The following is a 22,410-nucleotide window of genomic DNA, read 5'->3' as shown; positions in this document are numbered from 1 at the left end:
GGAGCGCGTCGTGCAATGTCGACTTTATAAGCGATAAAAATCGGCTTTTAAAGTATAAAAAACTCATCGCCATGAAAAAATAGCGAAAAATACCGACAAAAATCGAATTGTGTTTATTGAATCTGTGGGAGCGAGCTTGCTCGCTCCCACAGGGGCAAGACCCGCCTTAAAGCCCCTCGTCCAACACCTTCGCCAACATGTCCACAAAGAAATCCACACTCTGACGCGTGGTGACCATCGGCGGCTTGATCTTGAGGATGTTCAGGTAATCGCCAGTCGGTTGCATGAAGATACCCAGCTCCCGTAGGCGATTGCACAGCGCCGTGGTTTCTTCGGTGGCCGGCTCCAGGGTTTCGCGGTTACGGATCAATTCCACGCCCAGGTAGAACCCGGAACCATGCACCGCACCGACCAATGGATATTGGTCAATCAAGGCTTGCAGTCGTGCCTTGAAATGCGCACCCACCACTTGGGCGTTTTCCCAGAGCCGTTCTTCTTCCATGACATCCAGCACGGCCATGCCGATCCGGCAACTGACCGGGCTGCCACCGGCCGACGAGAAGAAATAACCCTCGGCTTCCAGCGCCTCGGCGATTTCCCGGCGGGTAATGACCACGCCCAGCGGCTGGCCGTTGCCCATGCCCTTGGCCATGGTGATGATGTCCGGCACCACGCCCTGTTCCTCAAAGCCCCAGAAGAACTCGCCCATGCGCCCATAACCGACCTGCACTTCGTCGGCGATGCAGACCCCACCGCGCTCGCGTACCAGCGCGTAGACCTGCTTCAAATACCCTGGCGGCAGCGCAATCCCGCCGGCATTGCCATACACCGGCTCGCAGATGAAGCCAGCGAGTTGGCGCTTGTTTTGCGCGATCTTCGCCAGGTTGTGTTCGACGCTGCGCACATAATCCGGCGCGCTATCGGGCCCGCGGAATTCACCACGATAGGTGTTTGGCGCGGTCACCGGATGCACCCAATCCGGGCGGCTGCTCAGGGCCTGGGGATTGTCGGCGATAGACGTCGATACCGCATCGGCCGCCACCGACCAGCCGTGATAGGCCTCCAGCACACTGAGCATGTCCCGGCCACCGCTGTAGGCCCAGGCCAGGCGGATCGCCAGGTCGTTGGCCTCGGTGCCGCTGTTGACCAGAAACACCCGATCCATGTTGGAGGGCGCCAGCGACAGCAGGCGTTCGGAGAACTCGGCGATCGCGGCATAGTGAAAACGTGAGTTGGTGTTGAGCAGTGACCACTGCCGGGCCGCCACTGCCGCCATGCGCGGATGGCCGTGCCCCAACACCGCGACATTGTTGAGCATGTCCAGATACGAACGGCCCTGCATGTCGATCAAGTGGTTGCGCCAGCCGCGCTCAATACGTGGTGGGTCGACGTAATAGTGCTTCTGCGAGCGGGCAAAGCTCGCATCGCGGCGGGCCAGCAACGCCTCGGGATCGATTTCCGGCTCGGCATCGCACGCCAGCCCCAGCAGCACCGCCGGCGAAGGGCAAAGTGCCTGCCAGGCCGTGGCCCGGGATGGCGTACAGAACAGCGGTGGATTCACCTGGGCGCCCCGGCACAACTGCACCCGCAACGGCCCCGTCACTTCACCCAGCACCTGTCCCTTGACCAGCGCTGCCCCTGAATGCAACGGCGACGTCACGCCCCACAACCGCACGCTCAACTGGGCGCTGTCCAGTTGCAGCATGCCGTCGGCGCTCTTATGCACGAGCCCGGCGAACGGCGACTCTAGCGGCGTGCCCTGAGGGACATGCAGCTCCACGTGCAATGGATAGGTATCGGGCTCAACGGCGCTGTCCGGTCGGGTGCGAGACAACCGGTACTGCCCGTAACGGCTGGCAGCCAGCCCATGAACGGCGGCGGCTTCGCTCAGCAAACGCTGGTCGATCCCCGGCTGCTCCCAGTTACCGGCCTCGAAATGCACGCTCAACACACCCAGGTCAATCAAGGCGAACTCACGCCCCACCAAGGTCGGCAACAATGGCACGAAGCCTTCGCTGGCAATGGTCGGCAGGCTATGGTCGACAGCGCAGAGAATCGCCGCTTCCATCAATTCCAGAGGCACCGAGTGAGCGACCCGGAAAATTTCCCACTCATGCTCCAGATTGTCGCGACTGTACTGGTTGTCCGGGTCGATAGAGACCTGCTGTTCGCCGCTGAGCACCAGGACGGCGGCACGCGCCACGATCAGCGGCCACAGCGCCAACAGTTCTTCGCGCTGCAACGGGTTGACCGCGTGATAGGCCTTGATCGCCGGCAAAATAAAGAACGGATCGCCGTCGGCGTGGTGCAGCAGGGCCGCGCAGGTCACCGACAGATCGGTGACGCGCCACGTACGGACCAGGTCGCCGAAATCGATGACGCCCTGCAACTGCCACTGGCGCAGGGCATCGCGCTGCCAGACCACGTTGTCATCGGTGATATCCATGTGAATCGCCTGCACCGGCAGGCTGGCCTTGAGCGGCTGCAAACGCCGCTCGGCCTGTTGCGCGACCTCAGCGATCAGATTGCGCCGTTGATCATCCTGGATCACCGGCAGCAGATGGCCGATCAGCGTATTGGCGTGGCGAGCGTCCCACTGCAGCGTGCGTTCCAGGCCTGGATGTTCGAACGTCGCCAGGGCCAGGTCGATTTCCGCGCACAAACGCCCCAGCCCAGTCACCAACTCAGGCCCCAGGTGTTTGAGTTGGGTGAGGGATTGGCCGTCGATGTACTCCAGCAACCGGACATGGACCGCTTGCCCATCGACCTCCAGGGTCAACAGGTCCTGGCCGTTATTGGCAGCCATCACCCGCGGCGCTCTCACTGTGCTGTGCTCGGCCAATTGCTTGAGGGCAGCGTGTTGGGCCTGGAGCTCATGGACGGCGTAGTCGCCATGGCAGATTTTCAGCACAAACCGTCCACGCTCGCTGTCGACGCGGTAGTTGAGGTCCTGCTGGCTGCCAAGGGGTCGCAGGTCACCGCTGAGTCCATAATTGGAGCGCAACAGCACCAACGCCTGCTCGGCGCTGACCTGTGGGCTTGGCAAACTGGCACGGTGAACCAACGTGGCGAACGGCATACAACGACCCCTAGGGTGGTTTTATCGGATGTCTATCTCGCCACTGACTTGAGGGATAAGCAACCCCTCTCTATTGAGACGTGGGCGGGGGCGCACTCTTTACAGGCTGACAGCGCGCTGTTGTGGCGAAGGCGTTTGCTCTCGCTCGGTTGTGCAGCAACCGCCAAGACCAGTCTGCTTTGCGGCCCAGCGGGAGCAGGCTCCCTCGCCACAGGGGGATGTCCATACTCATGGACGCCGCCCGAAATATCCTGCTTGCACCACCCCCGACATGCCGACAAGCTATGCTCCTATGCTTTGGCTCTCACGGAAAAAGGCTTAACCGGATGCGCATTCTTATCAGTGGTGGTGCTGGCTTCATTGGCTCAGCTCTCATACGCCACTTGATCCTGGACACCGAGCACCAGGTCCTGAACCTCGACAAGCTGACATACGCCGGCAATCTCGAATCGCTGAGCAGCATCGATCACGACAGCCGCTACGAGTTCGTGCAGGCCGATATCGTCGATCAACCGACCGTCAGCGCGGTGCTCGCACGATTCAAGCCCGACGCCATCATGCACTTGGCGGCAGAGTCCCACGTAGACCGTTCCATTGACGGACCGGCAGACTTTATCCAGACCAACATCGTCGGCACCTACAGCCTGCTGGAGGCCACCCGCGCCTATTGGCAGACCCTGCCCGAGGCGCAGAAACGCGCGTTTCGCTTCCACCACGTTTCCACCGACGAAGTGTATGGCGACCTGCACGGGGTGGACGACCTGTTCACCGAAACCACCGCTTATGCGCCAAGCTCTCCCTATTCGGCCAGCAAAGCGGCGTCCGACCACCTGGTCCGCGCCTGGCAGCGAACCTACGGCTTGCCCGTGCTGTTGACCAATTGCTCGAACAACTACGGGCCGTTCCACTTTCCCGAGAAACTGATTCCCCTGGTGATCCTCAACGCACTGGCTGGTAAACCGCTGCCGGTGTATGGCGATGGCCAGCAAGTGCGCGACTGGCTGTACGTCGAAGACCATGCCCGGGCGCTGCTCAAGGTCGTCACCGAAGGCGTGGTCGGCGAGACCTACAACATCGGCGGCCACAATGAGCAAAAAAACATCGAGGTGGTGCGCAGCATCTGCGCGTTGCTCGAAGAACTCGCCCCCCACAAACCCGAAGGGGTCGCGGGCTATGCGGACCTGATCACCTTCGTCAAGGATCGCCCCGGCCACGACCTGCGCTATGCCATCGACGCCGGCAAGATTGAACGCGAACTCGGCTGGACGCCGCAGGAAACCTTCGAGACCGGCCTGCGCAAAACCGTGCTGTGGTACCTCGAAAACCTGCTGTGGTGCCGACGTGTCCAGGACGGCAGCTATCAAGGCGAGCGCCTGGGCTCGCTCGACAACCAGGACGTGATTGCATGATGAAAGGAATTGTTCTGGCAGGCGGTTCCGGCACACGCCTGCATCCGATCACCCTAGGGGTGTCCAAGCAGTTATTACCGGTTTACGACAAACCGATGATCTATTACCCGATATCGGTACTGATGCTCGCCGGCATCAAGGACATCCTGGTGATTTCCACCCCGCAGGACCTGCCGCAGTACCGCAACCTGTTGGGTGACGGCAGCCAGTTCGGCGTGCAGTTCTGCTACGCCGAACAGCCATCACCCGATGGCCTGGCCCAGGCGTTCCTGATCGGCGAGCAATTTATTGGCAACGACTCGGTCTGCCTGATCCTGGGCGACAACATTTTCCACGGCCAACATTTCGGCGAGCAGTTACAGACCGCCGTCAACCGGCAGAGCGGTGCGACGGTGTTTGGTTACTGGGTCAAGGACCCCGAGCGCTTTGGCGTGATCGACTTCGACCCTGAGGGGCGGGCCATTTCAATCGAAGAGAAACCCAGCGCACCCAAATCCAGCTACGCGGTGACCGGCCTGTATTTCTACGATAACGACGTGATCCAGATCGCCCAGGCCATCAAGCCCTCCAAGCGCGGCGAGCTGGAAATCACCGACGTCAACAATGCCTACCTGCAACGCGGCGACCTGCACGTCGAGCGGTTCGGCCGTGGTTTCGCCTGGCTCGATACCGGCACCCACGACAGCCTGCTGGAAGCCTCGCAATACGTGCAGACCATCGAGCACCGCCAAGGCTTGAAAGTGGCATGCCTGGAAGAAATTGCCTATCAACAGGGCTGGGTCAGCCGCGAGCATGTCCTTGAGCGCGCCAAGTACTTCGGCAAGACCGGTTATGGTCAGTACCTGTTCAATATCGCTGGAGAAACCCATTGAATGTCGTTGCCACCCGTTTGCCAGAAGTCCTGATCATCGAGCCGAAGATCTTCGGTGACGATCGCGGTTTTTTCCAAGAAAGCTTCAATGCCCGGGCCTTTGCCGAGGCCACGGGATGCGCGCTGCAGTTCGTCCAGGACAACCATTCGCGCTCGACCAAAGGCGTCCTGCGCGGCCTGCACTATCAGATCGAGCAGGCCCAGGGGAAACTGGTACGCGTCACGGCAGGGGAAGTCCTGGACGTGGCGGTGGATATTCGCCGCAGTTCGGCCACATTCGGCCAATGGGTGAGCGTGCACCTGTCGGCGCAGAATCATCGGCAACTGTGGGTCCCGCCGGGGTTTGCCCACGGTTTCGTGGTGCTGAGCGAGTCAGCGGATTTTCTCTACAAAACCACGGATTACTACGCACCCTCGGCCGAGCGCTGCATTCGCTGGGACGACCCGCAGTTGGCCATCGATTGGGAACTGCAAGGCGCACCCATCCTGTCGCCCAAGGATCAAGCCGGCAAGGCCCTGGGCGAGGCCGACCTGTTTCCATGAATACTACCTTGCGCATCCTGATCATCGGCCAGAACGGCCAGGTATCCCGGGCACTCCAGTCGCGCCTGGCCGGCATGGGCGAGTTGATCGTGCGCGGCAGCAGCGAGCTCGACCTGGCGCACCCGGACCTCATTCACTCGCCCATCGACGCCCTGAAACCCGACCTGATCATCAACGCCGCCGCCCACACGGCCGTCGACCAGGCCGAAAGCGAACCGGCGCTGGCGTTCGCCATCAACGCCATCGCACCGGGCGTCCTGGCCCAGGTGGCGGTTGAGCTGGGCGTCCCGCTGATCCACTACTCCACCGACTACGTCTTCGATGGCCGCAAGCCCACGCCATACACCGAAGACGACATGCCCAACCCGCTGAGTGTCTATGGACGCAGCAAACTGGCAGGCGAGGACGCCATTCGCCAGGCCGCCGGCCAGCACCTGATTCTGCGCACCAGTTGGGTCTATTCCACCGAAGGCCGCAATTTCCTGCTGACCATGCAGCGTCTGCTCCAGGAAAAACCACAACTGCGCGTGGTGGCCGACCAGATCGGTGCACCAACCTGGGCCGGCACCATCGCCGACAGCACCGCCAAACTCATCGAGCGTTGGCGGGCCGGTCAAAGCGGCGCCTGGGGCACCTATCACCTGACTGCCCGGGGTGAGACGTCCTGGTTCGGTTTCGCCCAGGCCATCGGCGAACACCTGATCGAGCAACACAAGCCTTGTGCCGAGCTCGAGCCCATCCCGTCCAGCGCTTACCCGACCCCGGCCTCACGCCCACTGAACTCGCGCCTCGATTGCACGCGCCTGTTCCAGGAGTGGGGGGTGAGCCAGCCAGACTGGCGAAGCGCGTTGCACCAGTGTCTTGCCGAGCAAGCCTAGGCATAATGCGCCTGTTCCCACAGGCGCCTGATGCTTATGAACCCCACCCTTCCCCGCAGACCCCGCTGGCGCAGCCTGGCCTTGCTTGCACTGTGCCTGGCGCCGTTGCTGTGGCCGCTGGAACACCTCGCCGAGCGTTACTACCGTAGCGAACTGGCCGGGCAGAACCGCCAAACCCTTGATCTCTACGTCGCCAACCTGTTGGGTACCTTGCATCGCTATGAGGTATTACCGCAGATTCTCGGTGAACTGCCGGCCCTGCGCGCGGCGTTGTCGACCCCCGATGATGGCATCATCCAAGGCAACGCCAACCGGCTGCTGAAAAATATCAGCGCCCAGACCGGCGCCGAAGTCATGTACCTGATGGACGCCACAGGCAAGACGCTGGCCGCGTCGAACTGGGACAAGCACGACAGTTTCGTCGGGCGTAATTTCGCCTTCCGGCCGTACTACATCGAAGCCATGGCCGGGCGCCTGGGGCGCTTCTTCGGCTTGGGCACCACATCGGCCAAGCGCGGTTATTTCTTCGCCGCCGCCGTGCGCGACCGCGAGAAGGTCATCGGCGTGCTGGTGGTCAAGGTCGACCTGGACCACACCGAAAGCCTGTGGGGCAAAACCCCGGAGCAGTTGCTGGTGACCGATCACAACGGCGTGGTCATCCTCACGTCGCGACAGGAATGGCGATTCCGTTCGACTCGACCCTTGAGTGACGACGAACGCAAGGCCATCAGTGCTGTGCAACCCTATCCGACCCGCGACCCCAAGCCGCTGAACCTGGATGCCAACGCCTGGCTGACCCAGACCCAGTCCATTGAAGAGACCGGCTGGAGCGTAAGCATTCTCGCCCCGCGCACGCTGATCGACCGCCCAGTGCGCACTGTGGTCGCCATAGGCGGTGCGGCGTTGCTGGTCTTGATGCTGTTGCTCGGCTTGATGATGCAGCGCAGGCGCCATTACCTGGATCGGATCGCCTTCGAAGCCAAGGCCCGTCACGAGCTGGAAGGCCGCGTGGCCGAGCGCACCAGCGACCTGGAAGGCCTTAACCGGCGACTGCGCCAGGAAGTGCTGGAGCGCGAACAGGCCCAGCAGGAACTGGTCCGCGCCCAGGATGACCTGGTGCAGGCCGGAAAATTGTCGGCCCTGGGCACGATGTCGGCCAGCATCAGCCACGAACTCAACCAGCCGCTGGCGGCGATTCGAAGTTATGCGGAAAACGCCGAGATTTTGCTCGACCATCAACGTACCGAGGACGCCCGGGGCAACCTCAAGCTGATCAGCGAACTGACCGCACGCATGGCCTCGATCATCGCCCACTTGCGCGCCTTTGCCCGGCGCGACCGGCATGCCCCGGAAAGTGTTGCCCTGCAACCGGCCTTGGACGATGCCCTCGCGCTGCTTGCCAAGCGCCGGCGCGGCATGGAAGTGGAACTGATCCGCGACCTGCCGGCCGCCACGCTGTGGGTCGAGGCCGGGGAAACCCGTTTGCGCCAAGTGCTCGGCAACCTGCTGGCCAACGCCCTCGACGCCCTGACTGAGAAAGGCCCGCCGCGCAAACTCTGGCTCAGTGCCCAGGCCACCGAAACCGGCGTCAACCTGTGTATCCGCGATAACGGCCCGGGGTTTTGCATGGAAGCCCTTGGCCGCGCCGGCGAACCCTTCTATACCACCAAGACCCGCACCCAGGGCCTTGGCCTGGGGCTGGCGATCTGCGACACCCTGATGCGCGCCTTCGGCGGCGAACTGTCGTTCGCCAACCATAAGGAAGGCGGCGCCCTGATCACCCTGAAGCTGCGCGCCGGCGCCCCCGGAGTGAGCCTGCAACCGTCCGAGGACCGTAGCGTATGACCATCGATAACCGGATTGAGGTGGTGCTGATCGACGACGATCCGCATTTGCGTCAGGCCTTGAGCCAGACCCTCGACCTGGCCGGCTTGAAAATCCTGCCACTGGCCGAGGCCAAGGGCGTGGCCGAGCAACTGTCGCGTGACTGGCCGGGGGTGGTGGTCAGTGACATTCGCATGCCAGGCATCGACGGTCTCCAACTGCTGGGCGAACTCCACGCCCAGGACCCTGAGCTGCCGGTGCTACTGATCACCGGTCACGGCGACGTGCCACTGGCGGTGCAGGCGATGCGCGCCGGGGCCTATGACTTTCTGGAAAAACCATTTCCCAGCGATCACCTGCTCGACAGCGTACGCCGGGCCCTGGCCCTGCGCCGCCTGGTGCTGGACAACCGGAGCCTGCGCCTGGCCCTCAGCGATCGCCATGAACTCAGCGCGCGGCTGATCGGCCAGTCAGCCCAGATGCTGCGCCTGCGCGAACAGATCGGTGCACTGGCGGCGACCCGCGCCGACGTGCTGATCCTCGGTGAAACCGGTGCCGGCAAGGAAGTGGTCGCCCGAGCGCTGCACGATCTCTCGGGTCGGCGTAACGGGCCATTCGTGGCGATCAACGCCGGGGCCCTGGCCGAGTCGGTGGTGGAGAGCGAACTGTTCGGCCACGAGCCGGGGGCGTTCACCGGCGCGCAAAAACGCCGCATCGGCAAATTCGAATTCGCCAACGGCGGCACGCTGTTTCTCGACGAAATCGAAAGCATGAGCCTGGATGTCCAGGTCAAGTTGCTGCGTCTGCTGCAAGAGCGCATGGTGGAGCGACTGGGGGGCAATCAACAGATCCCGCTGGACATCCGCATCATCGCCGCCACCAAGGAAGACCTGCGCCAGGCCGCCGACCAAGGGCGCTTTCGCGCCGACCTGTATTACCGCCTGAACGTTGCGCCGCTGCGCATACCGCCACTACGTGAACGGGGGGAAGATGCGCTGATGTTGTTCCAGCACTTCGCCGACGAAGCCAGTGCTCGTCACGGCCTGCCGCCTCACCACCTGCAACCGGCGCAACGGGCGCTGCTTCTGCGCCATACCTGGCCGGGCAACGTGCGAGAGTTGCAAAATGCCGCCGAACGCTTCGCCTTGGGTCTGGAACTGGCACTGGACAACAGCGCACCGGACGGCAGCCCCGGGGCACTGGTCGAAGTGGTCACTGGCGGCTTGAGCGAGCAGGTGGAAAACTTCGAGAAAACCCTGATCGCCGCCGAACTGGCCCGCCCCCACAGCTCGGTACGCAGCCTCGCCGAGGCCTTGGGCATTCCGCGCAAGACCTTGCACGATAAACTGCGCAAGCATGGGCTGAATTTCGGCGACAGCAGCCAGGGCCCGGCCGATGAATCCGATTGAGTTATCGTCATTTCCCTTGCAAGCAAAAGGCCCCGCAATGAACCGCGACAGTCGTTACCTGGAATCGATCCTGCACCACGACATCCCCCTGACGCGGGACATGGGCCTCAAGGTGCTCGATTGGCAGGCCCGACAGCTGCGCCTGTTCTTGCCGCTTGCGGCCAACGTCAATCACAAGAGCACCATGTTCGGCGGCAGCCTGTACTGCGGCGCGGTATTGGGGGGCTGGGGCTGGCTGCACCTGGCCTTGCGCGAGGAAGGCATTGAAGACGGGCATATCGTGATTCAGGAAGGGCAAATCAGCTACCCGCTGCCGGTCACCCGCGACGCGACAGTCGTCTGCGATGCGCCAGAGGAAAAGGTGTGGAAACGCTTCCTGGCCACCTACCGGCGCTACGGACGGGCACGGCTGGCCTTGCAGACTCGGGTGTTGAATAACGGGAGCGAGGAGCCGGCGGTGGAGTTTGTGGGGCAGTACGTGTTGCACCGCTGACTCTGGAAACGCCACGAAACCTCTGTGGCGAGGGGATTTATCCCCGCTGGGTTGCGAAGCAACCCCAAGATCAGTCACCTCGATGTACCAGACAAAACGCGTCCAGCCACTGGGCTGCTGCGCAGCCAGCGGGGATAAATCCCCTCGCCACAAGGGATCGAGCCGGACTTAAGAGCGGGCAAGCTCCAACAGCTTTGCGCGCCACGCCGCTTTCGCCGGCAACGCCAGGAACGACGTGTTCAACAGAGACTCACGGGCCGGATAACAGAACGGCTCGCCGCTCAAGTCCAACACCTCGCCACCCGCCCCTTCCAGCACACCTTGGGCGGCGGCGGTGTCCCACTGGGACGTCGGCGCCAGCCGTGGATAGCAATCGGCCGCACCTTCGGCCAGCAGGCAGAACTTCAACGAACTGCCGATACTGGTCAGTTGCAACTCGCCCAGGCTCGCGCTCAAACCGCCCAAGAGGCGTTCCTGCTCGGGGCTGGTGTGACGGCGACTGGCGACCACGGTGAAGGTTTCACCCGGTGCCAGTACGTTACGTACCGCGATGGCCGCGGGCTCACCGCCCTGGTCGCCGCGCCAGGCACCCAGCCCCGCGCCGCCAACGTAGAAGCGACCGTTGGTGGGCATCGACACCACGCCAAACACCACCCGGCCCTGTTCCACCAAGGCGATGTTGACCGTGAACTCCTCACTGCCGGAAATGAACTCTTTGGTCCCATCCAGCGGATCCACCAGCCACCAGCGTTGCCAGCCGGCGCGCACGCCCTGGGCGATATTGGCGTCTTCTTCGGAGAGAATCGGAATATCCGGTGCCAGCGCCGTCAACCCCGCCACGATCACATCATGAGCGGCCATGTCCGCGGCGGTCACCGGCGACTCGTCCGCCTTGTGGTTGACCTGCACATTCGCACGCCAGAACGGCAGGATCGCCTCGCCAGCCTTGAGCGCCAGCTCAATCACAGGGGCCATCAGAGGATGGGGGAAATTCATGACAGGAACGCTCCGCGCTGGGTCAGCAGGTCACGGGCCAGGTACAACGCCGCCAAGGCCCGCCCCTCGGTGAACTGAGGGTTTTGCGCCAGGGCAGACAATTCGCGCAGATTGACCTTGTCCACACGCATCGGCTCGGGCTCATCGCCTTCCAGCCGTTCTTCATACAAATCAGTCGCCAGCACCACCTGGATCTTCTGGCTCATGTAGCCGGGGGACAGCGACAGCTCTGTCAGGTGCTCCAATTGTCGCGCGCCGAAACCGGCCTCTTCCTTGAGCTCGCGTTCAGCCGCCGCCAGCACATCTTCACCCGGCTCGATCAAACCCTTGGGCAGGGACAGTTCGTAGGCCTCAGTGCCGCCGCAATACTCTTCCACCAGCACCGCGTGGTCGGCGTCGAGCATCGCCACGATCATCACTGCGCCGTAACCCGCGCCCTTGCTCGCCAGACGTTCATAGGTGCGCTCCACACCGTTGGAAAAACGCAGTTTCAGTTCTTCCACACAAAACAGGCGGCTGGTGGCGACGATCTGGCGATCGAGTATGGTGGGTTTCTGGCGCATAAACGGCTCCCTGGGCGATAGCGGGCTACTATACCCGGCCTATTCTGATTGTTTGTGTCGGATATCCGATTACCGCTGGAGAAGTTTTATGGTTTTGCTGCCCTGGCATGAGATCGATACGGTTCTGCTGGACATGGACGGCACCTTGCTGGACCTGCATTACGACAACCATTTCTGGATGGAACACCTGCCCCAGCGCTACGCCGAACTGCACGGGGTAAGCCGGACGATGGCCGAGATGGAGCTGCAGCCGTTGTTCGAACGCAACGCCGGCCAGTTGCAATGGTATTGCCTGGATTTCTGGAGCACTGAGCTGAAGCTGCCGGTGCGCGAACTGAAGCTGGAGACCGCGCACCTGATTGCCTTGCGCCCCGACGCCGACACCTTCCTGGCGGCGATCCAGCGGGCCGGTAAACGCGTGGTGATGATCACCAACGCCCACCGCGATTCGCTGTCCCTGAAGCTGGAACGTATCGAACTGGCCCCCTATTTCGAGCGTTTGATCAGCTCCCACGACTACGGTTTCCCCAAGGAAAACCGGCAATTCTGGGACGCCCTGCAAGCCGACTTGAACTTCGACCCGGCTCGCAGCCTGTTTATCGACGATACCCTGCCGGTGTTACGCAGCGCCCGGGATTTCGGTGTAGCGCACCTGCTGGCGGTCAGCGAGCCGGACAGCCGCAAAGGGCCGAAGGACACCGGGGAGTTCGAAGCGTTGGGGGATTATCGAACGCTGATCGAAGGGCTCTGACACGACCAATGTGGCGAGGGAGCTTGCTCCCGTTGGGGCGCGAAGCGGCCCCTCTCACAGACCAGTGCTGCGCACTTGAGCGGGAGCAAGCTCCCTCGCCACAGAGGAACGGGTTACTCGGGAATACGCAACACCTGCCCCGGATAGATCTTGTCCGGGTGCGACAGCATCGGTTTGTTGGCCTCGAAGATCTTGTTGTACTTGTTCGCGTCGCCGTACTCGGCCTTGGAAATGGCACTGAGGGTGTCGCCTTTTTTCACAGTTACGAAACGCGCGGCTTGGGCCACCGGCCCGGTCACCGTGATCTGATCGTCAACACTGCCGACACCTGCAATATTGCCCACCGCCAGCAGGATTTTTTCCTTCTCTTCCTGGCTTGCGACTTCACCAGTGACGGTGACTTGATCGCCTTCGATAGTCGCTTGAACATTCGGATTACCCAGGCCCACCTTGCTGATGTGTTCCTTCAACTGCTCACTGGCATTGGCGTTGCCGGGGGTCAGCAGGTCGATCAGTTTTTCGCCTGCTTCCTTCACAAAGCTAAAAAGACTCATGGTGCACGCTCCTTGGGTTAAGTGTCCTGACGCAAAAGACTAGACCAGGCCAGGTGAAGCCGGTTCCCAGCCGACCAATGACCCCACCCCGCGCAAAGCGCTAGAATCCGAACCTTCCCGCGCCCTGGAGCGAAGATGGACATCAAGCAGCTGAAATTTCTCATCGCGCTGGACGAAACCCGCCACTTCGGCCAGGCCGCCGCTCGCTGCCACATCACCCAGCCGACCCTGTCGATGCGCCTGCGCAGCCTGGAAGAAGAACTCGACCTGCCGCTGGTCAACCGCGGCCAGCGTTTTGAGGGCTTCACCGCGCCAGGGGAACGGGTGCTGGCCTGGGCGCGCACGGTGCTGGCGGCCTATGACGGCCTACAGGCCGAAGCGGCGGCCTGTCGTGGCAACCTGGTGGGTACGCTGCGCCTGGGCGTGGTGCCGCTGTCGGACTTCGACCCCTTGTCGATCATGCAGCGCTTGCACATCGAACACCCTAATCTGCGTTTCGAATTGTCCTCCCTGAGTTCCGAACACATCCTCGAACAGTTGGCGAACAACCGCATCGACCTGGGCATTTCCTACCTCGAGCGTCTGGACAACGAGCGCTTCGAAGCCCTGCCTTTCAGCCATACCCGCATGGGCCTGCTGTACGACCAGCGGTTTTTCTTTTTCGGTGAACAACCGTTGAGTTGGGAAGCGCTGATCGAATTACCCCTGGGCATGCTCACCAGCGGCATGCATTTTCGTCAGTCCATTGATCACAGCTTCCACAGTCGGGGCCTGACACCTCGGCCGCTGTTGCAAACCGACGCGGTGCATCAATTGCTACAAGCCGTGCACGGTGGCTTGTGTTGCGCAGTGATGCCCCTGAACAGCGGCCTGGACATCTTGACCGAAGACCTGCGCATGCAACCCATTGAAGACGCACAGACGCTGGTTCCATTGGGCCTGATCATGCGGCGCGGGGCTCCACGCTCGGCGTTGGCCGAGGCTTGCTTCGCCCTCTATCAGAAATCAACAACAGCATCTTGATCGACGTCATCTATTGATAGATCAGTAATAGCGATTAGACGTGGCAGATTGCCGCATTTAGTCTTACTACTATTCCTACTTTCAGTGATGCCCATGAACGACAAGCCCCCTGTCTGTCCAGCGCCTTCGGTGGAAACACCCGCGCCGGCTGCCAGCCAGAGCTATCGCTACTGCAATCTGGACCACTCCCAATCGGACAGCACCGCGCTGGCCGAGGAAGTGGCGCTGGCGATTGCCTATAACGGCATCAGCCAGGCCGTCATGCTGGTCACCCCCTCTGACCTGGAAGACTTCATCGTCGGTTTCAGCCTCGGCAGTGGCATCATCGAAGACTCATCGGACATCTATGACCTGCAACTGAGCGGCGCGGGCTCTGCGCATTACGCCCAGGTGACCATCGCCAACCGCGCCTTCTGGAACCTCAAGCAGCAACGCCGACAGCTGGCCGGCACCAGTGGCTGCGGCCTCTGCGGCGTGGAGGCGGTGGAGCAGGCGCTGCCGGAGCTCAAGGTGCTGCCCGGCGCACCGCTGCCACCGGCGCAATGGCTCGATGGCCTGCGTCAACGCATCGGCCAGTTCCAACCCTTGGGCCAGCACTGCGGCGCGGTACACGCGGCACTGTTCATGAACGCCCAGGGCGAGTTACTGCTGGGTCGCGAAGACATCGGTCGGCACAACGCCCTCGACAAACTGATCGGCGCATTGATCCGACAACAGATCCCGGCGGCCGGTGGTGTGGCGATCGTCACCAGTCGTTGCAGCCTCGAACTGATCCAGAAAGTCTTGCGCGCCGGTATCCAGACCCTGGTCAGCCTGTCGTCGCCCACGGGCCTTGCCGTGCAGTGGGCCCGCCAACACAACCTCAATCTCATCCACCTGCCGCAAAAAAGTGCGCCGCGGGTCTACAGCCCTGCGATGGAGAATCAAGCGTGAGCAATCATCAACAAGCCGACCAGAAACCCGTACCGCGCTACAAGCCCTACAAGGGCCCGGCCGGTGGTTGGGGTGCGCTGATCAGCGTCGCTCAGGCCTGGCTGACCAGCGACAACGCGCTGAAAAACATCCGCATGATGCTCAAGACCAATCAGAACGGTGGTTTCGACTGCCCAGGCTGTGCCTGGGGGGATTCACCGGAAAGCGGCATGGTCAAGTTCTGCGAGAACGGCGCCAAGGCGGTGAACTGGGAAGCGACCAAGCGCCGGGTCGACAGTGCATTTTTCGCCAAGCACAGTGTCACCTCGCTGCTGGAGCAGAGCGACTACTGGCTCGAATACCAGGGTCGCCTGACCGAGCCGATGAGCTACGACGCCGAGAGCGACCGCTACAAACCCATCAGTTGGGAAGCGGCGTTTGCCCTGATCGGCAAGCACTTGCAAGGGCTTTCCAGCCCGAACCAGGCCGAGTTCTACACCTCGGGCCGGGCCAGCAACGAAGCAGCCTACTTGTATCAGCTGTTCGTGCGCACCTACGGCACCAACAACTTCCCCGACTGCTCGAACATGTGCCACGAGGCCAGCGGTGTGGCACTGTCCCAGAGTGTCGGCGTGGGTAAAGGCACGGTGACCTTCGATGATTTCGAGCACTCGGACGCGATTTTCGTCTGGGGCCAGAACCCAGGCACCAACCATCCACGGATGCTCGAGCCGCTGCGCGAGGCGGTGAAGCGTGGCGCCCAGGTGGTGTGCATCAATCCGCTCAAGGAGCGTGGCCTGGAGCGTTTCCAGCATCCGCAGCACCCGCTCGAAATGCTCACCAACGGTGATAAACCGACCAACACCGCGTATTTCCGTCCGGCCCTGGGGGGCGATATGGCGATATTGCGCGGCATGGCGAAGTTCCTGCTGCAATGGGAGCGTGATGCGCAAAACACTGGCGCTCCTGCGGTGTTCGACCATGCGTTCCTCAATGAACACAGCGCTAACGTGCTGGATTACCTGGCCGTGGTCGACGACACCTCTTGGGAGCAGGTCGTCGAGCAATCGGGCCTGACCCTGGTCGAGATCGAACAAGCGGCACGCATGTACGCCAAAAGCAAGAACGTGATCATGTGCTGGGCGATGGGCATCACCCAGCATCGCCACTCGGTGGCGACTATCCAGGAAATCGCCAACCTGATGATGCTGCGTGGCAATATCGGCCGGCCAGGTGCAGGCCTGTGCCCGGTGCGCGGCCACAGCAACGTGCAGGGCGACCGGACCATGGGCATCAACGAGCGACCGCCGGCGGTGTTCCTTGACGCGCTGGAACGGCGTTTCCAGTTCAAGGTACCGCGCGAGAACGGCCACAACGTGGTCGAGGCGATCCACGCCATGGCCGACGGCCGGGCGAAGGTGTTCATCGGTCTGGGCGGCAACTTCGCCCAAGCCACACCGGATAGCCATCGGACCTTCCAGGCCTTGTCCAATTGCGACCTGACCGTGCAGATCAGCACCAAACTCAACCGCAGCCACCTGGCCCACGGCAAAGAAGCGCTGATCCTGCCATGCCTGGGCCGTACCGACATCGACCTGCAAACCGAAGGCGCACAAGCGGTAACGGTTGAAGACTCCTTCAGCATGGTCCACGCCTCCAAAGGCCAGTTGCAACCGCTGTCGAACCAGATGCGCTCCGAGCCGTGGATCATCGCCGGGATCGCCGCCGCCACGCTGGGCAGCCGCCCGGTGGACTGGAACTGGTTGGTCGCCGACTACAGTCGCATCCGCGACCTGATCGCCGACACGGTTCCCGGCTTCAAGGACTTCAACCAAAAGCTCCAGAACCCCGGCGGCTTCTACCTGGGCAACAGTGCCGGTGCGCGTCGCTGGAGTACCGCTTCAGGTCGCGCCAACTTCAAGCCCAACCTGTTGCCGGTTGACCTGGTGCACGAACGCACCCGCGCTACCGGCCAGTTGCCTGACCTGATCATGCAGTCGATGCGCTCCCACGATCAGTACAACACCACCATCTATGGCCTCGATGACCGGTATCGCGGTGTGAAGGGCCAGCGGGATGTATTGTTCGTCAACGAAGCGGACATCATTCGCCTGGGCTTCAAGCCGGGACAGAAGGCCGACATCGTCTCGCTCTGGGATGACGGACGCGAGCGACGGGTCAAGGGCTTTACTCTGTTGGCGTTTGACATTCCAGGCGGGCAGGCTGCCGCCTACTACCCAGAGGTGAACCCGTTGGTGCCGCTGGAAAGCACCGGTGACGGCAGCCACACTCCGACCTCGAAATTCGTCGCGATCCGCCTGGAAGCGGCGAGCGAGAATGGGTTGATCCTGGCCAAGTCGGCCTGATACGACCTTGCTTGGATCATGGTGGACCTGTGGCGAGGGGATTTATCCCCTCACCGCAAAGCACTTTTCAAACGCCCACAAAAAAGGCCGTTTTCTATAAAAAACGGCCTGTCCGAAGTAGCTAGAGACCCGCGAAAACACCTTAAGTTCCGCCCTAAAAACAATAACTTAGAGAATTGTGCACAAGTCGTGTTACTCGTCGGATTTCGATTGTAACCAAGCGAAGCGAGCCTCAGGATCGCGCCGTCATCCCTTTGAGGCTCCTCTATGAAGTTCTCCTCCATTCTCTTGTTGTCCCTTGGCCTGGTCAGTGGTATCGCTTCTGCCGGAGGCACCGCCGAAGCAGGCGTGGGCGGCGCATTGGGCGGGGTTTTGGGTTCAGTCGTCGGCCAATCCCTGGGCGGCAACACCGGCTCCACTATCGGCGCGGCCCTGGGCGGTGCAGGTGGTAGCGCAGTCGGTGCAGACAAACACAGCCGCGGCGAAGCGGCGATCGGCGGCGCACTGGGCGCAGCCGGCGGTAACGTGGTCGGCCGCAGCATGGGCGGCAGCACCGGCAGCCTGATCGGCGCAGCCGCCGGCGGTGGCGCTGGTGGCGCGCTGGGTAACTACATGGGCAAGGACGATGACGACGACCGTCGTTATGAAGGTCGCCGTGGTGACCGCCGCTACTACCGTGACGGCCATCCGGGTCGCGGCCATGCCTATGGGCACCGCAAGCATAAACATCGCTACCGCGACTAATCGCTGGTTTTAAATATCAGCGATTAAAAAATCGCAGCGTGCGGCAGCTCTTCCCAGAGCCTGACCGCAGGCTGCGATTTTTCGTTTCAGACGACCAACCGCTCCAAAGCCCCACGTAAGCGGTCCGGAATCGCCACCGGCCGATTCGACGCCCGGTCCACGAAGACATGGACAAAGCGCCCCGCAGCACAAGCCTCCTCCTCACCCGCCTTGAACACTGCCAGTTCGTATTGCACCGAACTGCTGCCCAACTTCCCGACCCGCAGGCCGATTTCAATCCGATCTGGAAAGGCGATCGACGCAAAGTAGTCGCAAGCCGAACTCACCACGAACCCCACCACCTCCCCACCATGAATATCCAGCCCGCCGACTTCGATCAGGTAGGTATTCACCGCACTATCGAAAAAGCTGTAGTAGGTAACGTTGTTGACGTGACCGTACACATCGTTGTCATGCCAGCGCGTGGTGATGGGTTGCAGGTGTGGGTACTCGATACGTTGGGGCATCAGAAGTCCTTGCGGTCGTTCAATGTTCTTGATATGGCACGGAGGCTCAGGCCTGCGCGAACCCCTTGCCTTGCGCCGCCAACTCCCCGATCAGACGCGCAGGCTTCCATTGGTCCCCTTGCTTGGTTTCGAGCTCCAGCAGGCGAGTATGGATATCCTCAAGCCCCTGCCCGTCGGCCCAGGCCATCGGGCCGCCCTTGTCCGCAGGGAACCCGTAGCCGTTGAGGTAGACCAGGTCGATATCGTGAGCCGACTCGGCAATGCCTTCCTGCAGGATCTTCGCGCCTTCGTTGACCAGCGCCAGCAAGCAACGTTCGAGAATTTCCTCAGGCCCGATCTCCCGGCGCTGAAAGCCCAGCGCTTCGCTGACCTGCTGCACCAGCGCATCGACCTCGACATCATGCTCAGCTTGCCGACTGCCGGGCGCATAGTGGTAGTAGCCGCTGCCACTTTTCTGCCCGAACCGTCCCAGTTCGCACAGCCGGTTATCCACTTGCACCTCTGGCGCATCCTGGCCTTTGCCCGCCAGCTCACGGGCACGCCACTCCAGGTCGATCCCGACCACGTCGTACATGCGAAACGGCCCCATGGCAAAACCGAAGCCTTGCAACGCCGCATCCACCTGATGGGGAAACGCCCCCTCCAGCAGCATCTTGCGAGCCTCCAACACATAAGGGTGGAGCATTCGGTTGCCGATAAAGCCATGGCAATTGCCCGAGACCACGCTGACCTTACCCATGCGCTTGCCCAACACTAGGGCCGCGTCCAGCACCGCTTTGGAAGTTTGTGCACCGCGAACGATCTCCAGCAGCTTCATGATGTGCGCCGGGCTGAAGAAATGCAGGCCCAGCACCTGGGTTGGCCGGCGGGTGGCAGCGGCGATGGCATCGATGTCCAGCGCCGACGTGTTGCTCGCCAGGATGGCCTCGGGCTTGAGCAGGCCGTCCAATTCGCGAAAGATTTTCTGCTTGAGTTCAAGGTTCTCGTAGACCGCTTCGATCACCAGGTCCACATTGCGGATCGCCGCGTAATTATCTGCTCGCGTCACCCGTGCGATCCGAGTATCGGCTTCACGTTGATCGATCCGCCCCTGGCGCACGCTGTGGGCATAGGTCTCGGCCACGGCCGCCAGCGCCTGTTCGAGCATCTGCGGGTTGTTGTCGACCCACTGCACCGTCACTCCGGCATTGGCCAGGCACATCACGATGCCTCGCCCCATGGTGCCTGCACCGACCACGGCGGCGCGCTGAATATCGAAGGGTGTCTGGCTCATGTTTGCTCTCTTGTTGGCGATCCAAAGACAGCCTTCACCTTAGTCAGCACCCGGCTATTTTTGAAATTTATTCGTGTGATGCCGGGCATTCAGCGGATGGATGCAACTCACAAATGCGCCTGGGTCCACTGGCGAACTTCAGCGTACGGATACTCCTCCAAAGCGGCGTATCCCCGGATCGTCCGCGCCTTCAGTTTGGTAAACAGCGGCACACTGATCCCGCACAGAAACCGGGTCAGCCGCTCTGCAGACGGCACGCTGCCGGTATGCTGCTCATGCCTGTGGATAAAATCGCCACACAGCGCCTCGAAGCCTTTATCCACAAGTGCCGGCAACGAAGGTGGCTCCGGCAGGCGTGTGACATGTCCATGGCACACCGAACAATGGCCACACTGCCGAGGCGCATTCTCGTCGCCGAAATACTGCGCCAAGCGATAGCCGAGACAACGATCGCTGGCGAACAACTCGAGCATGGCGTGGATCCGCGCGATCTCACCGTGCTCGTGACGGCTGAAATAAGCGTACAGCTCGGCACCCAGGACCTGTGGATCAAGGTCCGTCTCCAGCACGTTGTACACCTCGGTCATCTGTTTGCTTTCCAGCTCGATCCAGCCCTTTTCCTGGAAATAATCCAGCGCCTTGACCACCCGATTTCGCTCGGCGCGATACTGCTGGTACATCCCGTCGAAATTCACCGTGGCCCAGCTCCGGGCACGACTGGAGGTCTGGATGATGGCCGAGACGAAATCCCGGCGCTCACCTTCGAAGCGTTCCAGCAGCGCTTGTGGCTCGACCAGGAACTTGAAGCGGTACTCGGCGAAATAGGCATAACGCGGCGCGATCAGCCGGCGCAGTTCCAGCTGAACCAGCAGCGTCTTGAGCGGCAGTTGCCGGATGTTGCTCTGATCCGCCAGCGGCCCCAGCAAGAACTCCCATTGCCCATCGGGGGCGGCGGCCTTCAGCTCATCGAGCACACACCGGATGCCTTCCAGTTCGGGCGTATCGCCATACACAAAGTTTTCCAGCACATTAAGGCTGTCGCGGTTGGCCAGTACCAGGCAATCGGACGGCTGCCCGTCCCGCCCGGCCCGGCCGATTTCCTGACTGTAGTTTTCGATGGATTTGGGCAGGTCGAAATGCACGACGTTGCGGATATCGCTCTTGTCGATGCCCATGCCAAAAGCGATGGTCGCGACGATGCAGTTGGACTCCCCGCCCATGAACCGCCGCTGGATCGCTTCACGTTGCTCATGGGGCAAACCGGCGTGATAGGCCTCGGCCCCTATACCATGCTGGTTCAGGTGTTCGGCAATCTGCTCGGCGGTTTTCTGCAGGGTGACGTAGACGATGCTCGGTTGCCCGGCGCGCTCGCCCAGCCATTGCACCAATCGCCCGCGCTTGTCTGCACCGCGCACCGGCTCGACCAGCAAATTGAGGTTGGGCCGGTAGAAACCCGTCGTCACCACGTCCTCGGCGGCGATGGCGAACTTCGCCTGCATGTCGGCGATGACCTTGGGTGTGGCGGTGGCCGTCAGCAGCAACACCTGGGGGATGTTGAACTGATGCTGATAATCGGGAAGCTTGAGGTAGTCAGGTCGGAAGTTATGCCCCCATTCGGAGATGCAGTGAGCCTCGTCCACCACCAGCAGCGAGATCTGCACCTGCTGCAGGAAATTGCGGAAGCGCTCGTTCTTCAGCCGCTCCACCGAAATCATCAGAATCTTCAATTCGCCCGAACGTGCCCGGGCCATGGCATCGCTGGCTTCGTCACGGCTCTGGGCCGAATCGATGCTGGCCGATGCGATGCCGTGGCGTTGCAAGAACGCCAACTGATCCTGCATCAGCGCCAGCAGTGGCGAGACCACCAGGGTCAGGTGCGGTAACAGCAGGGCCGGCAATTGATAGCACAGGGACTTGCCGGACCCGGTGGGGAAAATGGCCGCCGCCGACCGACCGGCCAGTACGGCGCTGATGGCCACTTCCTGACCGGGGCGAAACTGTGGATAACCGAAAACCTGTTCCAGGGTGCTGTGCATACGCGGTCGCTCCTTTGACTGCTGCGATGCCCAAAGCCTAGCGGGACAACGCAGCGAGTCGAGAAAAGGTCGGGGTTAAAAACGCTACCGGATGATACAGCCTCAGCGCCCTTTGGCTTTGCCACGAGCGGATACAAATCCAGGCATTTTGATGCCTCGTTCCCACTCCGTTTGCGGGTT

19 protein-coding genes are annotated in these 22,410 nt (G+C 61.8%); 12 read left to right on the top strand and 7 right to left on the bottom strand.

Going from position 1 to position 22,410, the window contains the following annotated elements; genetic code table 11:
* Window positions 1-166: 166 nt before the first annotated feature.
* The gene (locus ACWNZ1_RS17650; protein WP_135843203.1) at window positions 167-3,079 is read right to left on the bottom strand and encodes an aminotransferase; all 2,913 of its coding nucleotides are present in this window, start codon (window positions 3,077-3,079) and stop codon (window positions 167-169) included.
* 326 nt (window positions 3,080-3,405) lie between these two features.
* On the opposite strand from ACWNZ1_RS17650, the gene rfbB reads away from it, so the two are divergent.
* Genes rfbB through ACWNZ1_RS17615 form a run of 7 tightly spaced genes read left to right on the top strand, consistent with a single transcriptional unit; the run spans window position 3,406 to window position 10,506 of the window.
* A complete protein-coding gene (gene rfbB, locus ACWNZ1_RS17645) occupies window positions 3,406-4,488 on the top strand; it encodes a dTDP-glucose 4,6-dehydratase (RefSeq protein ID WP_135843202.1) in 1,083 nt (360 codons plus the stop codon).
* The gene (gene rfbA / locus ACWNZ1_RS17640) at window positions 4,485-5,360 is read left to right on the top strand and encodes a glucose-1-phosphate thymidylyltransferase RfbA (RefSeq protein WP_135843201.1); all 876 of its coding nucleotides are present in this window, start codon (window positions 4,485-4,487) and stop codon (window positions 5,358-5,360) included. Before rfbB ends, rfbA begins: the two co-directional genes overlap by 4 nt.
* Window positions 5,357-5,902 (top strand): dTDP-4-dehydrorhamnose 3,5-epimerase, encoded by a 546-nt coding sequence (gene rfbC / locus ACWNZ1_RS17635; RefSeq protein ID WP_135843200.1) that lies wholly within the window; start codon window positions 5,357-5,359, stop codon window positions 5,900-5,902. Before rfbA ends, rfbC begins: the two co-directional genes overlap by 4 nt.
* Window positions 5,899-6,780: a dTDP-4-dehydrorhamnose reductase gene (rfbD, locus tag ACWNZ1_RS17630; protein ID WP_456027774.1), complete on the top strand. Its 882-nt coding sequence runs from the start codon at window positions 5,899-5,901 to the stop codon at window positions 6,778-6,780. Before rfbC ends, rfbD begins: the two co-directional genes overlap by 4 nt.
* Window positions 6,781-6,816: 36 nt before the next feature.
* A complete protein-coding gene (locus ACWNZ1_RS17625; protein ID WP_256454063.1) occupies window positions 6,817-8,625 on the top strand; it encodes a sensor histidine kinase in 1,809 nt (602 codons plus the stop codon).
* The gene (locus ACWNZ1_RS17620) at window positions 8,622-10,013 is read left to right on the top strand and encodes a sigma-54-dependent transcriptional regulator (RefSeq protein WP_265072587.1); all 1,392 of its coding nucleotides are present in this window, start codon (window positions 8,622-8,624) and stop codon (window positions 10,011-10,013) included. Before ACWNZ1_RS17625 ends, ACWNZ1_RS17620 begins: the two co-directional genes overlap by 4 nt.
* 37 nt (window positions 10,014-10,050) lie before the next feature.
* The gene (locus tag ACWNZ1_RS17615; protein ID WP_256454062.1) at window positions 10,051-10,506 is read left to right on the top strand and encodes a thioesterase domain-containing protein; all 456 of its coding nucleotides are present in this window, start codon (window positions 10,051-10,053) and stop codon (window positions 10,504-10,506) included.
* A 168-nt stretch (window positions 10,507-10,674) separates the two neighbouring features.
* Here ACWNZ1_RS17615 and cysQ read toward each other — a convergent pair whose 3' ends face one another.
* Window positions 10,675-11,502, bottom strand: coding sequence for a 3'(2'),5'-bisphosphate nucleotidase CysQ (gene cysQ / locus ACWNZ1_RS17610; RefSeq protein ID WP_135843195.1), 828 nt, complete (start codon window positions 11,500-11,502; stop codon window positions 10,675-10,677).
* A complete protein-coding gene (nudE, locus tag ACWNZ1_RS17605) occupies window positions 11,499-12,065 on the bottom strand; it encodes an ADP compounds hydrolase NudE (RefSeq protein WP_135843194.1) in 567 nt (188 codons plus the stop codon). The genes cysQ and nudE overlap by 4 nt, the downstream gene beginning before the upstream one ends.
* Window positions 12,066-12,153: 88 nt before the next feature.
* On the opposite strand from nudE, the gene yrfG reads away from it, so the two are divergent.
* Window positions 12,154-12,816 (top strand): GMP/IMP nucleotidase, encoded by a 663-nt coding sequence (gene yrfG, locus ACWNZ1_RS17600; RefSeq protein ID WP_135843193.1) that lies wholly within the window; start codon window positions 12,154-12,156, stop codon window positions 12,814-12,816.
* A 113-nt stretch (window positions 12,817-12,929) separates the two neighbouring features.
* Here the strand turns inward: yrfG and lysM are convergent, their stop codons facing one another.
* The gene (gene lysM / locus ACWNZ1_RS17595; RefSeq protein ID WP_135843192.1) at window positions 12,930-13,370 is read right to left on the bottom strand and encodes a peptidoglycan-binding protein LysM; all 441 of its coding nucleotides are present in this window, start codon (window positions 13,368-13,370) and stop codon (window positions 12,930-12,932) included.
* Window positions 13,371-13,505: 135 nt separating this feature from the next.
* Between lysM and ACWNZ1_RS17590 the strand changes: the two genes are divergently transcribed.
* The 4 genes from ACWNZ1_RS17590 (at window position 13,506) to ACWNZ1_RS17575 (ending at window position 18,415) form a co-directional block, all read left to right on the top strand.
* Window positions 13,506-14,393: a LysR family transcriptional regulator gene (locus ACWNZ1_RS17590; RefSeq protein ID WP_135843191.1), complete on the top strand. Its 888-nt coding sequence runs from the start codon at window positions 13,506-13,508 to the stop codon at window positions 14,391-14,393.
* Between the two features lie 93 nt (window positions 14,394-14,486).
* Window positions 14,487-15,326: a formate dehydrogenase accessory sulfurtransferase FdhD gene (gene fdhD, locus ACWNZ1_RS17585; RefSeq protein WP_256454061.1), complete on the top strand. Its 840-nt coding sequence runs from the start codon at window positions 14,487-14,489 to the stop codon at window positions 15,324-15,326.
* Window positions 15,323-17,671, top strand: coding sequence for an FdhF/YdeP family oxidoreductase (locus ACWNZ1_RS17580; protein ID WP_135843189.1), 2,349 nt, complete (start codon window positions 15,323-15,325; stop codon window positions 17,669-17,671). The genes fdhD and ACWNZ1_RS17580 overlap by 4 nt, the downstream gene beginning before the upstream one ends.
* 267 nt (window positions 17,672-17,938) lie before the next feature.
* Window positions 17,939-18,415 (top strand): glycine zipper domain-containing protein, encoded by a 477-nt coding sequence (locus ACWNZ1_RS17575; RefSeq protein WP_456027773.1) that lies wholly within the window; start codon window positions 17,939-17,941, stop codon window positions 18,413-18,415.
* An 86-nt stretch (window positions 18,416-18,501) separates the two neighbouring features.
* Here the strand turns inward: ACWNZ1_RS17575 and ACWNZ1_RS17570 are convergent, their stop codons facing one another.
* The 3 genes from ACWNZ1_RS17570 to ACWNZ1_RS17560 form a co-directional block, all read right to left on the bottom strand.
* Entirely contained in the window at window positions 18,502-18,921 is a 420-nt protein-coding gene (locus tag ACWNZ1_RS17570; RefSeq protein WP_135843187.1) for an acyl-CoA thioesterase, read from the bottom strand.
* 46 nt (window positions 18,922-18,967) lie between these two features.
* Entirely contained in the window at window positions 18,968-20,194 is a 1,227-nt protein-coding gene (locus ACWNZ1_RS17565; RefSeq protein WP_135843186.1) for a 3-hydroxyacyl-CoA dehydrogenase, read from the bottom strand.
* A 107-nt stretch (window positions 20,195-20,301) separates the two neighbouring features.
* On the bottom strand, window positions 20,302-22,230 hold the full coding sequence (locus ACWNZ1_RS17560) for a RecQ family ATP-dependent DNA helicase (protein WP_456027772.1): 1,929 nt from the start codon (window positions 22,228-22,230) through the stop codon (window positions 20,302-20,304).
* Between the last annotated feature and the right edge of the window lie 180 nt (window positions 22,231-22,410).

It is taken from the genome of Pseudomonas sp. CFBP 5748 (genome assembly GCF_053850495.1).
Note: the sequence above shows the minus strand (reverse complement) of the source record. Positions and strands in the feature narration are given on the sequence as shown.

Excerpts from the sequence above, each read along its gene's own strand:
- lysM (WP_135843192.1), bottom strand. The coding sequence starts at position 13,370 with ATGAGTCTTTTTAGCTTTGTGAAGGAAGCAGGCGAAAAACTGATCGAC.
- ACWNZ1_RS17620 (WP_265072587.1), top strand. The coding sequence starts at position 8,622 with ATGACCATCGATAACCGGATTGAGGTGGTGCTGATCGACGACGATCCG.
- ACWNZ1_RS17590 (WP_135843191.1), top strand. The coding sequence starts at position 13,506 with ATGGACATCAAGCAGCTGAAATTTCTCATCGCGCTGGACGAAACCCGC.
- ACWNZ1_RS17615 (WP_256454062.1), top strand. The coding sequence starts at position 10,051 with ATGAACCGCGACAGTCGTTACCTGGAATCGATCCTGCACCACGACATC.
- cysQ (WP_135843195.1), bottom strand. The coding sequence starts at position 11,502 with ATGAATTTCCCCCATCCTCTGATGGCCCCTGTGATTGAGCTGGCGCTC.
- ACWNZ1_RS17565 (WP_135843186.1), bottom strand. The coding sequence starts at position 20,194 with ATGAGCCAGACACCCTTCGATATTCAGCGCGCCGCCGTGGTCGGTGCA.
- rfbB (WP_135843202.1), top strand. The coding sequence starts at position 3,406 with ATGCGCATTCTTATCAGTGGTGGTGCTGGCTTCATTGGCTCAGCTCTC.
- ACWNZ1_RS17560 (WP_456027772.1), bottom strand. The coding sequence starts at position 22,230 with ATGCACAGCACCCTGGAACAGGTTTTCGGTTATCCACAGTTTCGCCCC.
- ACWNZ1_RS17625 (WP_256454063.1), top strand. The coding sequence starts at position 6,817 with ATGAACCCCACCCTTCCCCGCAGACCCCGCTGGCGCAGCCTGGCCTTG.
- fdhD (WP_256454061.1), top strand. The coding sequence starts at position 14,487 with ATGAACGACAAGCCCCCTGTCTGTCCAGCGCCTTCGGTGGAAACACCC.
- ACWNZ1_RS17575 (WP_456027773.1), top strand. The coding sequence starts at position 17,939 with ATGAAGTTCTCCTCCATTCTCTTGTTGTCCCTTGGCCTGGTCAGTGGT.
- rfbA (WP_135843201.1), top strand. The coding sequence starts at position 4,485 with ATGATGAAAGGAATTGTTCTGGCAGGCGGTTCCGGCACACGCCTGCAT.
- nudE (WP_135843194.1), bottom strand. The coding sequence starts at position 12,065 with ATGCGCCAGAAACCCACCATACTCGATCGCCAGATCGTCGCCACCAGC.
- rfbD (WP_456027774.1), top strand. The coding sequence starts at position 5,899 with ATGAATACTACCTTGCGCATCCTGATCATCGGCCAGAACGGCCAGGTA.
- ACWNZ1_RS17650 (WP_135843203.1), bottom strand. The coding sequence starts at position 3,079 with ATGCCGTTCGCCACGTTGGTTCACCGTGCCAGTTTGCCAAGCCCACAG.
- ACWNZ1_RS17570 (WP_135843187.1), bottom strand. The coding sequence starts at position 18,921 with ATGCCCCAACGTATCGAGTACCCACACCTGCAACCCATCACCACGCGC.
- yrfG (WP_135843193.1), top strand. The coding sequence starts at position 12,154 with ATGGTTTTGCTGCCCTGGCATGAGATCGATACGGTTCTGCTGGACATG.